Source organism: Dysgonomonas sp. UBA7710, from assembly GCF_002482385.1.
Lineage (GTDB): Bacteria > Bacteroidota > Bacteroidia > Bacteroidales > Dysgonomonadaceae > Dysgonomonas.
Window position 1 is genome coordinate 172471 of record NZ_DLFW01000002.1, and the last position, 15031, is coordinate 187501.

Sequence of the window (15031 nt, forward strand, 5' to 3'; positions counted from 1 at the left end):
AAATGCTAAAGCTTTAAAAAATCTTTGATAAGCGGACTTCTTATCTTACATTTGTATGCAATATAAGAGGAACCGTCAATGAAAAATGAAGAAATACTCAGTTTAGATGGAGATCAGGATCTTATCTTCCCTATCATCAACGGAAAAGTGTCGATGGCAATTAACCGGATGATGTATCGCAACCTTCGTAAAGAGGGACTCGATATTACACCCGAACAATGGACGGTATTAGCTTTTCTTTGGCGTGAAGATGGTGTCACTCAGCAGACCTTATGTAACTCCACATTTAAAGATAAGCCGAGTATGACCCGCCTGATCGATAACCTTGCCAAGCAAAATCTTGTCTACCGTAATGCTTCCACTACAGACCGGCGCTCCAATTATATATTTCTCACTGATCTTGGTAAATCAATAAAAGACAAGGCCAATAAAGCAGTGTATCAGACCATGGATGCTGCTTTGGCGGGAATTGACGAAGACGGGCTTAAGCAGGTGCGCTTCCTGTTGGCGGCTGTTTTCGGCAATATACGGGAGGCCCTGGAGGATTCTAATCGCTATTAGATCCTGATAAATATCTTATTAATCTGTCTCGCAGCTTTCCGGAGACAGGATAGTCAAATTTTCTCGCAAAGAACGCATCTGAACGGATAATGTCTTCGAAATCCCTTTCGTCCAGATTGGCCGGATATACTCCGTCCCGGTTTTCCCACAGCATGAATCTCAGGTTCTTTTTTGCTATCTTTTCTTTGAAAGGAGAGTTCATCAGGATGGAATGCAATAAGATTTCTTCGGCACAAAATGTATATTTATAAGTTTCGAGAACATTCGGATACTTATCGAGAAAGTCGAGGAAGTATTCAACTGCCGGAAGTGTCAGAGTCCAATAGGTTGAACCTCCATAGAGGCTGTTTAATTCGGATGGCAACTCCCTCTTATATCCCACCATCTTTTGCATCTGCACAAATGCTTTGATAAAAAAACGTTGCCAGCTTTTTGCATTAAAGACTTCATATATATTATAATATATAACCCGGTTAAATCCTCCTTCTATCCATGTTTTAATAGGTAGAGGTCTGGCCGAAAGAAACTCCGTTCCATAATTTTCTTTCAGATAATCGGATATCTGTTGCGGCGACTTCACAGGAAAATCCTGTCCTGTAATCAGGTGGACGTAATCTATGCTTTTGTCTTTCGCGCATTCCTTCGATAAAAGAAGGATAGCTTTGAGGTGGTCGACACTACCCCAGTTGACTCTGTATTCCCGGGATATGAGCTTAACGGCAGGCTTCGATTCTAATGTTTTGATCTCTGAATCGGTAATCCGGCTTTTCTTATCTATATGGATATAGAATGAATAGTCTTCATTAAAAAAGTCTGCCAGTTCATTTAACTGCTGCGGATTCTTATATGCTGTTACCAGTATGGCGTGTTTCATTTCTTTAGTCTTTAATAATCAAATCCATATAAATAGGGAGGTGGTCGCTGTACCCGCCCAGATATTTAAATCCTGAATAAGTACGGAACGGCTTTTGCCCGCCATATTTTTTATTATCGTCATGCAAAAGGAAAGGTTCGGAGTAAACATGTGCCTCTTTTCCTTTTATCGAAATCTTGGAAGAAAGGTTTAGCAGGTTCCCGCTTATAATAAACTGGTCTATAAAATTCCATTTCCCTTTGTATTTATAGGAGCCTGTATTTGTCTTGTCAGAATAATGATAAAACATATTATATAAGTTTTTATCCGAAACCCGGGATTTGATGCTACGCGCACCAAGGCTCTCTGTTAGACTTATATCATTAGGATAGTCATTGAAGTCGCCCATAATAATGATATTCGCTTTCTTTCGTATGCGGAAAAGGCTGTCGGCCTTCTGTTTCAATAGTTCTGCACACCGGATGCGGTCGGGTCTTGTCCTTTTGATCCCTTCACGGCGTGAAGGGAAGTGGCAAACGAATATATCCAGTATTTCATCATTGATGACTTTCCCTGTAACATGAAGTATGTCCCGTGTTGTTTTCAGTGGGTCCGATTGCAAGGTAGGAGTATAAGACCTTTTACTTATTATCTTTATCCGGTCCCTTTGATAGAGCAGGGCAGTGTTCGAACCTCTGTTGTCTTTGGAGTTGGTGATTATATATTCATACTTATGCTCCCTTAATCCGGCTCTTTTGGTAAGGTCGAACAGTACAGAGTCGTTTTCTACTTCGCATATGCCGACTAGTGCAGGCGGGTATTTACCGTCACCGGCAGATGATATAACCGTACTTATATCATTTAGCTTTTTCCAATACCGGTAGCTTGTCCAGCGCAATTGACCGTTTGGAGTGAGATCGTCATCGTTTGTTTCCGGATTGTCTTTTATATCGTACATGTTCTCTACATTGTAGAACATGATACGGAAACTTTCCTGGGCATTTGCCTGTATGCTGATTATCAGTAGCAGTATAATGCCCTGTAATATCTTCCAACGTTTACTTAACCCGCTCATAACAACCAATATCGGGGGAATCCTGACGGGATTTACCCCGCAAGTCGAAAGGCAAGCTCATTGAATATGTTTTATCGGCTTTATCTATGGCCGGAGATGATTCCTGTAACTCAAAGTTGTATGAATAGATACCTTCCGTATTTAAGTCTTTGAATAGAGGATCTTTATTCCATATTATATTTTCAAAGTGTGAGTCTGAAATCTCCGTGCCTTTTATCAGGCAGTTTATGAACTGATGATTGTAGACTGCATCAGCGTTTCTATTCATTAAGAATTCTCTGTTCAATGAACCGTAAACGATAGAGTTCATAAAATCACATTGAACTAACGGCATCTCCTTACTGTTGCTTATTACCAGACTTTCTATCGTCCTTGCCGACCATCTGAAATAATTGGCGATAGTACAATGCAGGAATGAATATTTTCCTCCATTGAGATTAAGTACGGCGCCTTTCGAGTTGACAAGCAGGCAGTTTCCCCCGTCAATATTACTGTTTGTAGCCGATATCCCGTATTCCAATGTGTTTTGTACAATTACGTTCAATAAGGTCGCTTTTTTATATTGTATGTCTGATGCATAGAATGTTATACCTTTTGTGGCATTTCGTATATTTATATTTTCGAGTTGGTTGTTGTAACTTTCGGAATAGAAATACACGCCGTCCCATTGTCCCGGAACATTGTCGTAAGGTATATCCGCTTCGATCTTATCAAAGCGGTCTCCCCTGAAAATGACAGGCTTTTCTATTGTCCCGCTGGCTATCAGCGTACCGTGTATCCGGATAGAGGCATTATTCCTCAAAAAGACTTTGGTGCCTTCAGCCATTGTAGCCGTAACCCCTTTGTCGATCACGATGGAATCATATACAAGAAGCGGTTTTTTGCCTGTAATTACAGAGTCTTGGGTAATCCGTCCGCCTTTCCATATATAGACATCCTGTCCTACAGCTTCCAGTTGCAGGTACTGGATATTTCCGTTTGTTTCGAATCTGATAGAATCGCGTATTAACAGCGGATTTTCATTATTCGTAGGATTCACAATAACTTCTATAAATCCAAAAAGACTGTCCTTTTTCAGTATTTCTACATTTGAGAGTTTCGTCCCTTTTTCTCCGTCGATATTCATTCTGAATCCGCTTTTTGCCGGGTTCATCAATTCTACTGAGCCTATCACGAGCGATCTGCTGTTCTTATTGTATATTTTAAACTGGCGGGTTGCTGAGCCGATAGTAGTAAATACGGTATCGAATCTGATTGTATCGCTCGAGAATGAGAGGATCAGGCTCTTGTCATCCGAAAAATCATCTCCATCTTGACAGGAACTGAATATCGAAAGGAAAACGGAGAATAGAATAATCCCCCTTATCAGCCTTTTCAAAGGAAACAACAGATAAAGCAGTTTCTTTAATTTACAATTAGTTCCCGTTATTTTATAACTCATAATTAATGATTCCAGTACTCTGTCATTTTTATCTCGCCATACCAAATTTCAGATGAATGTAAAAGATATATTCTATCGGCCAGCTTCATTTAAAACTCCGGTTTTCTTTTTCAAATACTTCAATACGCAATAAGAGATTATACTTATCAGGCACGCTATAATGAGAAAGTAATTATAGGAATTCTGATGTTCCACCCATTCTCCGGACAAATCGAAAGCACAGAATATCAGAAACAAGGCGAGTAACCCGTTCTTCTCTTTTTTCAATACTTTTTTCCAGCTAAACGACAATAAAGGTTTTATAAACAGTCCGAAGTCCGGTAAAAAAGCCGGAGTTTTGTCTGCCCATTCACTGTAAACTGTTCCGAATTTCCTGCTCAGGAATTGTTCTTCCGCAAACATGATCCTTTCGTAGTAAACCCAGTATAGAAGGCAAAAGGCAATAATAAACCACAGGTTGCCGGTCAGCAGGCATACTCCTAACCACATTAAGAAATTTCCCAGATAAAGCGGATGTCTTACAACAGAATACACGCCGGTGGTATTGAGTGTATCCGCAACTTGCCCGTTGGCAGTGTTCCTGCCCGACGTATTTTCCGGTGTATATCCTACAGTATAAATCCGGATGCCTAACCCTAATAGGCTTATAACCAGACATACAGCCTCGTAATATACTTCGTAAAGAGTTCCTTCGAATATAAATGTTTCGGGGTATATTTCCGTTTGCAAATATAAGTATGCACCTATAAACAGGATAATAATGGGTAATACACCCCTATAGCGGAAAAGCCAATTTCCTTGCCGCTCAAATTCTTCTTTCAATGCCATATCACTTTTCTATTGATGTAATTAAACATAATTTTACTACCAGATTAGCACTATTGTCCCGGCGAGTATCAATGTTCCGCCAGCAATAGTTTTTATATCTATTGGTTCTTTCAGGAAAATAAATGCCAATATCATTACAAAAACGATGCTCAATTTATCAATCGGCGCAACTTTCGATACATCGCCTGTCTCCAGAGCCTTAAAATAAAATATCCATGAAAGTCCTGTGGCTAATCCCGACAAAATCAAAAAAACAAGGTTGACTTTACTTAATTCCTTTACATCTTTCAGATGGCCGCTGAAAAAGACAATGCCCCAAGCTAAGAAGAGTACAACTGATGTTCGGACAGCAGTAGCCAGATTTCCATTGATATCTTTTACGCCAACTTTGGCTAAAATGGCTGTGAGCGCAGCAAATATGGCTGATAAAAGAGCGTAGTATTTCCACATATTCTTCTTCTTTCTTATATATATTCGCCGAACCAGAAAGTAAATTCGGTGGATATTATTTTTACAACCATTATAACGAATTTCATAGGGTCCTTATTATTCCACTATCAACCTATTTTCATTTTTATGGAAGACATTTCCCTTTGCCAAAGTCACCGGGTGGTTTGCGATTCAACTGCAAACGCCGTCTATAGAACAGGATTGCCCGCTTATGATTTCTCCTTTTCCGGTAGATATGCCGTTTTGTTCCCATTCGGCATATGCTTTGGTCAGCACCTCCAGATAATCTTCAACAGGAATAGAGCCCTGTACTATTTGCTTGTTGTTGAATACATAGAAAGGGATATATTCGAGATTAAGCTCGTTTTCGCTATATTCGATATCCTCTTTTATCTTGTCCAGATATTTGTCGCTGTCCAGCATTTCCACAATGGATTTTTCTGTCAGTCCTATTTGTGTCCCCAATTTCACCAGAATGCTGTTGTCGCTTATGTCTTCTCCTTTCACAAAATAGGCATCGAAAAGCGCCTCTTCGGCTTCGGTTGCCAGTTCCGATTCATTTGCCAGCTTCACCAGACGGAGGGCATTGGACGTATTAGCTACGATAAGATTGTCGTAATCATAATTTAATCCGACTTCTTTTGCCAGTTTAGCCGTATTTATCATTGTTTCATGAGCTTCATTTACGCTTATCTGATATTTATCCGCGAAATATCCGTAGATTTTCGATTCCAGAGCTTCTTTTGGAAGTCCGGGGTCTAATTCATAGCTGTGCCAGACAAGTTCTATATTGTCTTTGTGCGGGAAACGGCTCAAAGCCATCTCTAATTTTCGTTTTCCTATGTAGCAATACGGGCAGGCTATATCCGACCATATGTCTATTTTCATTTTATCCATCTTTTTATCTCTATTTCGTTGATAACTAGTTTTGTAATTCCTAAAAGGTAACAAAGGTAACAGAAATATCAGTTAACAGTAAACAGTTAGCAGTCGTCAGCTCGTAACTTAAAAGACTTGACTTACCACTTATTACTTAAAACTTACTACTTGTTAAGAGGTAACAAAGGTTACACTTGTTTCAGTAAACAGTAAGCAGTAAACAGTCTGCCAACTCGTAACTCGTAACTGCCCGCAGGGCGCAGTAACTTGTAACTCTTAAAAAAGGTAACAAAGGTTACACTTTTTTACTTATTACTTTTTACCTTCATTGTAAGTCCCCCTTGGGGGATTGAGGGGGCCGGTTCAATCTTTCAAAAAGCTATATGACAATATCTTATCATATAGATAAATATATTTGTTATATATAAAGTCTAACAGTTTTTTTATTACGAATATACTATATAAACTACCATATATTTAATACAAGCTACAAGTCTACCGGCATACATCAAAGTCCTTATAAGAGGCTTTATCTTATCCTATGCCGGCAGGTACTCGTAACTTGTACTCGTATCTGATATATTATTTAGCTGGAATGTTTTTCAATATTTCCAGTAAGAAAACCCACCATTTTTCAACGGAGGGAATTTCTACCTGTTCTTCCGGTGAATGAGCATTCCGGATTGTCGGTCCGCACGAAATCATATCCAGATGCGGATATTTTTCAAGAAATAGCCCGCATTCGAGACCGGCATGGATTGCCATTATCTCTGGCTCTTTGTCAAATAACTTCTTATAGGCGTCTTTTGCTACGCCTAATACCCTGGAATCCGGATTGGGTCTCCATCCCGGATATCCAGCCGAGTGTGCCACATCTGCTTTCGCCAGTGTGAATACGGCGTTGACTATATTTCCTGCATCATCCTTCAATGAATTGGTAGAACTTCTCTGGCTTGTAGTTATCAGGATTGTATTTCCCTCTTTCATTTTCACCGAAGCCAGATTTGTAGATGTTTCCACCAGGTCGGGTATTTCAAAGCTCATACCCAGTACGCCATGAGGGCAAGCATATAGTGCGTTCAACAAGTTGTTTGTTGTGTCCTTATCTATAACAAAAGACGGAATATCGGTGGATTCCACAGTCATTTTCAGGTTCGGATCTATGCTTTTCAACTCAGCTTCGATTTCCGGAGCCAGAGTATTCAATGCCACGATTACCTCTTCCTTTTTATTGTAAGGCACTCCTGCTATGGCATATGCTTCGCGGGCAATGGCGTTATGCAGGTTTCCTCCGTTAAATTCGGCAAGGGACAGGTCATATTGCCTGCTGAGTGTCCATAGGTAACGGTTTAGTATTTTGTTTGCATTACCCAGCCCTTTATGGATTTCCGAACCGGAGTGCCCTCCGTTCAACCCTTTTACCTGAGCTTTAAACCAGAAATAGTTTGAAGGAATGTTTTCCGGCTTGTATGTAAATGTGGCGGTGGTTATCTTCCCCCCTGCGCATCCTATATATACTTCACCTTCTTCTTCTGTATCCAGATTGATAAGAATATCCCCTTTCAGAAAATCTTTACTTAATGCATAAGCACCTGTCAGACCTGTTTCTTCATCCACTGTGAACAGGCATTCCAATTTTCCGTGTTCTATTGTATCCGATGAAAGTATAGCCAAAGCTGCTGCTACTCCGATGCCATTATCCGCACCCAGAGTTGTACCTTTAGCCTTTAGCCAGTTGTTTTCTACAACAGTCTCTATCGGGTCGTTGTCAAAATCATGGACAGTACCGCTGTTTTTTTCACATACCATATCTACATGTCCCTGAAGTATTACAGTCGGAAGATTTTCTTTGCCTTTAGTCGCAGGCTTGGTGATAAGCACATTTCCGGCATCATCTTTTTTTACCTCAAGATTATGCTTTTTTGCAAAATCGAGCAGATAAGCTATTATTTTACCTTCTTTTTTTGATGGACGCGGGATTTGGCTTATTTCATAAAAATAGTTCCATACTGCGCTCGGCTTTAAATCTTTTATTGTCATATTCCGTTAAATTTTTTAGTAGATGACTACTCTATTTAGTAATAACATCTAAAATTAGATAGATAACATATAAAAAGCAATTTTTTTACATCTTTTAAAGGTTTCAATATAGCGTTGTTTTAACATAAAGATATATCTTTGCCAAATCGTTCTCAAAAACAGGTATGGAAATGAGTCCCGTACCCACGGATTTTCTGTTTAAAAAAGGATTAACTAATGCATTTAAATAAATGAAGAATATCTCTTATGTTATTAACGGTGTACTTGCAGTTGCAATAATCGTATTGTTTATTTTATTTTTTACATCTAATAAGAAAAGCACAGAAGGTGGATCTGCATCCCTGAAATTTGCAGAAGGTGATTCTACAGGCGTTTTGCCTATAGCTTACGTCAATGTTGACTCTTTACTTATCAATTACAATTACGCCAAAGATGCAAATGAAGTGTTGATGAAAGAATATAACAGTTCTAATGCAACATTGAACAACAAACAACGTCAATTTGAAAATGAGGTAGCCGATTTCCGTAAGAAAATCGATAACAATGTATTTTTAAGTCAGGAACGTGCTCAGCAGGAACAGGTACGTATACAGAAGATGGAGGCTGACCTTCATGCTACAGCAGAACGGTTGAGAGAAGATTATATGAAAAAACAGGCTAAAGTAAATGCGGAGATAACCGATTCGGTTCGCGTTTGCCTGAAAGATTATAATAAAAAGGCTAATTATCAGGTGATCTTTAGTAATACAGGATTAGACAATATCCTGTTGGCGAAAGATTCATATGATATAACAAAAGATGTGATACAACTCCTCAATAGCCGCTACAAACCCGAAGCAGCTAAATAGAAGATTTAAAGATATAGAAATAGGATAATTGCCAGTTGGTATTATCCTATTTTTTTATACCTTCTCATCCCTTAAAATTAAATTTATTGATATTATGGATTTATATGGAATTGTGGGGAACCCTTTAGCTCAGTCTTTTTCTCCCCGATTTTTTACAGAGAAATTTTCGAAGGAAAGTATTGATGCAGAATATGTGAAATTTGAAATTCCTGAAATTTCCTTATTCCCGGATATTATAAGTTCACATCCGAATCTCAGGGGATTGAATGTAACTATTCCCTATAAGGAAAAGGTGATTCAATATTTAGACGATCTGGATCCTCAGACCAGAGAGCTCGGTGCGGTAAATGTGATAAAAGTCGTAAAAGACCAATCGGGGGTCAAGCTGATAGGGTATAATTCAGATATTATAGGTTTCCGGAATTCTATTGCTCCCCTTATCAATAAAGATATTCATAAAAAAGCATTGATTCTGGGAACAGGTGGAGCATCCAAAGCAGTAGCCGGAGGGTTGAAAAACCTCGGCTTGGATTTTACTTATGTTTCCCGTACACCCAAAGCAGGACAATTGCAATATCAGGATTTGGATAAAGATATATTTAATGAATATACGGTAATTGTGAATGCATCGCCACTAGGTACATTCCCCAATGTAGATGAAGCGCCGGATATCCCCTATCAGTACCTGACTCCGGATTGCTTGTTGTATGATCTGGTCTATAATCCTGCCGAAACGAAATTTCTGAGACTGGGAAAAGAAAGAGGTGCTAAAGTGAAAAACGGTGCGGAGATGCTCAAATTGCAGGCTTTGGCAGCCTGGGATATATGGAATAGATAAATTTTTATTATCAATTCTGTGAAATTGAAAGAAAACAATTAAATTTGGCTCAAAATATAATAATGAAAACAATAAATTTATCGGAACAAAACACTGTATTGAATCGTTTTGTCAGTGAACTGCGCGATGTAGACATCCAAAAAGACAGTATGCGCTTCAGGCGTAATATAGAAAGGATAGGGGAGATTATGGCTTATGAGATAAGTAAGACATTGAACTATTTTCCTTTAGAAACTGTGACTCCATTAGGTACTTCGGTTACAAATGTTCCCTCCGATCCTATTGTAATAGGAACTATCTTGCGTGCCGGATTGGTATATCATCACGGCTTTCTGAACTGTTTCGATCAGGCAGAGAATGCATTCGTTTCAGCGTACAGGAAATACCGGGAAAATCATCAGAGCTTTCATGTGCATATTGAATATATAGCATCCCCCCGGATTGAGGATAAAATATTAATTCTCACGGACCCGATGTTAGCGACAGGCGGGAGCATGGATTTGTCATACCAGGCGTTGTTGACGAAGGGACAGCCTAAGCATATTCATATTGCAACTATTATAGCAAGTAAACAGGCGATAGAATATTGTGAGCGGAATTTTCCGAAGGATAGAACTACTATCTGGGCGGCAGCGATAGATCCCGAATTGAATGAGTATGCATATATTATCCCGGGATTGGGAGATGCCGGCGATTTAGCATATGGAGAGAAGGAATAAAAAGATAATATTAAAATAAGAAAAGTCCGGGGTTTCCGGACTTTTTGCTTTCTGTTATATGATGAGTTTAGTTATTTCTTTTGGAATAAAGCCATGCCGTTTCAAATTTGGGATTCTCCTTCCTGAAAGTGTCAAGGAATGATTCGGCCTGAGTCTTATCTTCAAACGAAGATATATATATCCTGTATCTGTCGTCTCCTTCTACAATGTTTGCATTGTTAAATCCATTATTCTTAATTTTGGAGAGCAGATTATTAGCTCTATCCATTGTGTCTTCTCCTCCGACAATAATATAATAAATACGGCCGGATTTAGGTTTGGCAGAACTCTCTTCTGTCGTGTTGCCGGCTTGTTCCGTATTGTATGTCTGATTGCTCAAATCTTCAATTCCTTTATCTTGATAGTGTGATAACGAACTTGTAATTGTTGATATAAAATCAGCTTTTTGAGAAGTTTTATTATTGCTGTCTTTGATATTAACAGGTGTCATAAAAAGTGTAATTGCAGCTACACCGGCAGCTACAGCCCCAATTGTATACTTTAAGGACAGATTCCTTTTATTTCTTACAATTATTTTATCTATTTCGGACAGTTGTTTTATGCTTGTAGGGCATAACCCAAATAGACCGGGATGTATAATCGACCTGTTCTGTGCGAAAAGAATGTTTCCCTCATTATCAGTTGTGAATGAACCAAGGTTACCAAACGGAACTGTTCTGCCGTCTTTCAGGTTCATTTTAGTTGCTGTCACAAACTCTTTTATCTTTTTGCATGCAGCGTTATAGGATATCTTCTCATCTTTTGTTATATATGATGCAATAATGCCATCATTATGATTTAGTTCCGGATTGAAAACAATACTGTGTTTAGGCGGTTTTATTTCGCCGTTGGATAAGAATCCAGCCGGTTCCATATTTAATATGAAGCCGCCAAAATCGGGTATAATAACACAATTGTGTATAGGAAGTGAAAATTCTAAGTATTTGAATATTGTTTTTTCCATAATGCAAATATAATCATAAGCAGAATAATTTTATAGTAAAAAAGGAATTTTATTTTTCAATTTATGGCATTGTGGTTATGCTCAAAGTGTAAAGGATTTTTTAGTATTTATAGTTGATGATAAGGTTTAAGGGAAAGACCATTCGTAAAAAAGTGTAGTTTGATATAAAAGCATTAATTTTGTGCAAAAAAGGAATATGGATACTGAAAGTATAATTAAAAATCAAATTGAGAATTCAATTTCTGTAAAAGAAGCAATATTAACAGATGCTGCTTTATTGAAGAATATTCAGGATGCCGCCGAAATGGTTACAGATGCATATCGCAGTGGATTTAAAACCTTATTGGCGGGCAATGGCGGAAGTGCTGCTGATGCCCAGCATATTGCAGGGGAATTTGTAAGCCGATTCTATTTCGACAGACCCGGCATACCTTCTATCGCTTTATCTACAGATACGTCTATTCTGACGGCTATAGGTAACGATTATGGATTTGACCGGTTGTTTGAACGTCAGGTGCAGGCTCATGCTCAGGTTGGGGATGTTTTTATTGGAATCACTACTTCTGGTAATTCCGAGAATATATATAAGGCCTTGATAGCATGCCGGGAGAAAGGCGTTAAGACAATTGTATTTACAGGAAAAGGAGGCGGTCGTGTTGTGGACATTTGTGATATATGTATAAAAATTCCTTCTGATGAGACTCCACGAATACAAGAATCACATATACTTGTAGGACATATAATATGTTGTATTGTAGAAGAAGAGTTATTCGGATATTTAAATAAAGAATAACTATTTTATCATTAATTGTATTTAAGATAGCTGGGCAAAAAGCAAAATGTTTATTGATAATACGCTTGCTTTCAGCTAAAAAATGTCTACATTTGTAACGCGAAAAAAACAAGAGGGTAGTATAGTTGATGAGGCTATTGCAACTCTTTGGCTTTCTGTGTTTTATGTATTTATTAAATGAAGATAGAATACCTCTGCGGTTGTTGGCAGATGATTACCTTATACAAAATAAAAAAACAGTAATAGGTTATTATAATTCAATTAGAGAATCATAAATTCCCGGACAAATTAACTCAGATATATGAAAAGACTTATTCTTTATTTCTTTGCCTTCCTAATTTCTACTAGTTTGCTGTTTGCGCAAATGTCAGATGAGCAGGTGCTTAGTTTTGTGAAAACGGAAATGGATAAAGGTACATCTCAACAAGCAATAGGTGCGGAATTGTTAAAAAGAGGAGTGACTCAAGCGCAGGTGGAGAGGGTAAAAAATCAGGTAAATCAACAAAGCCAGTCGGTCTCAACATCCTCTAATAATAAGACTGAGAGTGTATTAAGAACTAATAAGACAGAGTCTGTATTGACTGCGAAAACTTTAGCTGATACGTTAGATCAATCTGTGACGAAAAATAAATTAGATATATTTGGAAAAAATATATTTAATCAAAAAAATCTTTCATTTACGCCTAATGTCAATATTCCTACTCCGGAGGATTATAAGCTGGGGCCTGGAGATGAGGTTGTAATTGATATTTGGGGAGCATCTCAAACTTCTGTCAGACAAACGATATCTCCAGAGGGAAATATTACTGTAGATAGATTAGGACCGGTTTTTCTGAATGGGATGACAATTAAAGAAGCAAATAATTATGTTCAACAGAAATTTGCAGGACTCTATTCAGGAATAGGAGATTATGAAGGGTCTTCCCAAATTAAATTAACATTAGGACAAATTCGTACTATCCAAATAAATATAATGGGAGAGGTGATTGCTCCCGGTACATATTCTGTATCATCATTATCATCGGTTTTCCATGCATTGTATAATGCCGGAGGTATAAATGATATAGGGACTTTGAGATCAATACAGTTATATCGTAAAGGGAAATTAATAAAAACAGTAGATATATATAAATATTTGTTGGATGGAGATTCCAGTAGTGACATACGTTTAAGCGACGGAGATATAATTATTGTTCCTCCGTATATTTCATTAGTGGAAATATCAGGGAAGGTAAAACGCCCGATGTATTATGAGGTGACTGCTCAGGAAACTTTAGCCGATCTGATTAAATATTCGGGAGGATTCACTGGAGATGCCTATAGAGACGAAATCAGTCTGGTACGTAAAACAGGGGCTTATGATAAAGTATTTACCCTGACTTCTGCAAACTATGTCAATTTTATATTGGATGACGGGGATCAGATAGAAGTTCGTTCAGGATTAAACTTGTATGAAAATAGAGTTGAAATTCAAGGAGCAGCTTACAGACCTGGTTATTATGAAATAGGGAAAGATATAAAGACGGTAAAGAACCTGATAGAGATGGCGGGCGGCTTGAGAGATAATGCATTTCAATATAGGGCGATATTAACAAGAGAAAAGGATGACCTGACGATTGAAAATATTTCAATTAATCTGAATTCACTTCTTACAGGTAGTATTAGTGATATAGCTTTGAGAAAGAATGATATTCTGTTTATTCCGACAAAAGATGTTGTTTCCGACTTAGGAGATTTTGCAATTTATGGAAATGTGGTTTCACCCGGTTCGTATAATTATGCAGATAATACAACTATCGAAGATTTAATAATCAAGGCGGGAGGATTGTTAGGCTCTGCTTCTACAGCTAAAGTTGATGTTGCCCGTAGGATTGTAGACCCGATGAGTACAGAAAGTCAGTCTATAATTGCAGAGACATTTACCTTTAGCATAAAAGATGGTTTAATTGCGGATGGTATTTCTAATTTTACGTTGAAGCCTTATGACCAGGTATATGTGCGTAGAAGTCCGGGGTATATTGAACAGCGTAATATTGAGCTTCAGGGTGAAGTATTATTTCCCGGAACATATGCTCTTAAAGAGAAGACCGAGAGGCTTTCGGATGTGATAAAACGAGCAGGAGATCTGACACCGCATGCTTATTCTCGGGGTGCGAAATTGGTGAGGGAAAAGTCCCAGAGAGAGATTGAAAACCAGAGAAAATCGTTAAAAATGCTTTCTGAAAGCGGGGCAAAAGATTCTATATCCAGCGATTTAATGGAAATTGATAAGTATTATACTATAGGAATTGAGTTAGATAAAGCAATTGCAAATCCGAGATCTGAATATGACTTGGTATTACAGCCCGGAGATATGCTGCTGATACCGGAATACGATAACACTGTGAAGATTAATGGAGCTGTCATGTATCCGAATACTATATTATATAAAAAAGGTGAAAAGGTTTCATACTATATTAATCAGGCGGGAGGCTATAATGATATAGCTCAGAAGAAAAGGGCTTATATTGTTTATATGAATGGCACGGTAGCAAAGGTTAAAGGTTCGAGTCGAGATGCGATTCAACCGGGTTGTGAGATAATAGTCCCATCTAAAGAGCAGAAACAAAAAATGACTTTGGCAGAAACGATCAGCATTGGTACAAGTATAACTTCGATGGCCTCGGTTGTGGCTTTATTGATTAATGCATTGACTAAATAAGG

The 15031-nt window shown here is 38.2% G+C and carries 14 protein-coding genes; 6 read left to right on the forward strand and 8 right to left on the reverse strand.

All coding sequences use genetic code 11. From position 1 onward, the window contains the following. The first annotated feature begins 78 nt into the window (after positions 1–78). Positions 79–561 carry a MarR family winged helix-turn-helix transcriptional regulator gene (locus B3317_RS01055; RefSeq protein WP_291107577.1) on the forward strand — a complete coding sequence of 161 codons (483 nt, stop codon included), beginning with the start codon at positions 79–81 and terminating at the stop codon, positions 559–561. Here the strand turns inward: B3317_RS01055 and B3317_RS01060 are convergent. From B3317_RS01060 to B3317_RS01090, 7 genes are all read right to left on the reverse strand, one after another. Then, entirely contained in the window at positions 548–1435 is an 888-nt protein-coding gene (locus tag B3317_RS01060) for a beta-1,6-N-acetylglucosaminyltransferase (protein ID WP_291107580.1), read from the reverse strand. The two genes, B3317_RS01055 and B3317_RS01060, sit on opposite strands and share 14 nt — an antisense overlap. A gap of 4 nt (positions 1436–1439) precedes the next feature. After that, positions 1440–2489, reverse strand: coding sequence for a hypothetical protein (locus B3317_RS01065; RefSeq protein WP_291107583.1), 1050 nt, complete (start codon positions 2487–2489; stop codon positions 1440–1442). After that, positions 2473–3930 (reverse strand): choice-of-anchor Q domain-containing protein, encoded by a 1458-nt coding sequence (locus tag B3317_RS01070; protein ID WP_291107586.1) that lies wholly within the window; start codon positions 3928–3930, stop codon positions 2473–2475. The genes B3317_RS01065 and B3317_RS01070 overlap by 17 nt, the downstream gene beginning before the upstream one ends. 72 nt (positions 3931–4002) lie before the next feature. Then, positions 4003–4758 carry a methyltransferase family protein gene (locus B3317_RS01075; RefSeq protein WP_291107589.1) on the reverse strand — a complete coding sequence of 252 codons (756 nt, stop codon included), beginning with the start codon at positions 4756–4758 and terminating at the stop codon, positions 4003–4005. Positions 4759–4794: 36 nt separating this feature from the next. Then, positions 4795–5208 carry an EamA family transporter gene (locus B3317_RS01080; RefSeq protein WP_291107592.1) on the reverse strand — a complete coding sequence of 138 codons (414 nt, stop codon included), beginning with the start codon at positions 5206–5208 and terminating at the stop codon, positions 4795–4797. A gap of 171 nt (positions 5209–5379) precedes the next feature. Next, on the reverse strand, positions 5380–6096 hold the full coding sequence (locus tag B3317_RS01085; RefSeq protein WP_291107595.1) for a DsbA family oxidoreductase: 717 nt from the start codon (positions 6094–6096) through the stop codon (positions 5380–5382). A gap of 573 nt (positions 6097–6669) precedes the next feature. Then, a complete protein-coding gene (locus B3317_RS01090; RefSeq protein ID WP_291107598.1) occupies positions 6670–8127 on the reverse strand; it encodes an aminoacyl-histidine dipeptidase in 1458 nt (485 codons plus the stop codon). Positions 8128–8357: 230 nt separating this feature from the next. Here B3317_RS01090 and B3317_RS01095 point away from each other — a divergent pair, with 230 nt between their 5' ends. The 3 genes from B3317_RS01095 to upp all read left to right on the forward strand — a co-directional run bounded on the left by B3317_RS01095 (position 8358) and on the right by upp (position 10532). Then, positions 8358–8975: an OmpH family outer membrane protein gene (locus B3317_RS01095; protein WP_291107602.1), complete on the forward strand. Its 618-nt coding sequence runs from the start codon at positions 8358–8360 to the stop codon at positions 8973–8975. A gap of 94 nt (positions 8976–9069) precedes the next feature. After that, on the forward strand, positions 9070–9813 hold the full coding sequence (locus B3317_RS01100; RefSeq protein ID WP_291107604.1) for a shikimate dehydrogenase family protein: 744 nt from the start codon (positions 9070–9072) through the stop codon (positions 9811–9813). Positions 9814–9875: 62 nt separating this feature from the next. After that, positions 9876–10532 carry a uracil phosphoribosyltransferase gene (upp, locus tag B3317_RS01105; protein ID WP_291107607.1) on the forward strand — a complete coding sequence of 219 codons (657 nt, stop codon included), beginning with the start codon at positions 9876–9878 and terminating at the stop codon, positions 10530–10532. A 67-nt stretch (positions 10533–10599) separates the two neighbouring features. Here the strand turns inward: upp and B3317_RS01110 are convergent, their stop codons facing one another. Then, positions 10600–11535: an SPOR domain-containing protein gene (locus tag B3317_RS01110; RefSeq protein ID WP_291107610.1), complete on the reverse strand. Its 936-nt coding sequence runs from the start codon at positions 11533–11535 to the stop codon at positions 10600–10602. A 196-nt stretch (positions 11536–11731) separates the two neighbouring features. Here B3317_RS01110 and B3317_RS01115 point away from each other — a divergent pair, with 196 nt between their 5' ends. Beyond that, entirely contained in the window at positions 11732–12328 is a 597-nt protein-coding gene (locus B3317_RS01115; RefSeq protein ID WP_291107613.1) for a D-sedoheptulose 7-phosphate isomerase, read from the forward strand. 301 nt (positions 12329–12629) lie between these two features. Next, positions 12630–15029 (forward strand): SLBB domain-containing protein, encoded by a 2400-nt coding sequence (locus tag B3317_RS01120; RefSeq protein WP_291107616.1) that lies wholly within the window; start codon positions 12630–12632, stop codon positions 15027–15029. Positions 15030–15031 lie beyond the last annotated feature (2 nt).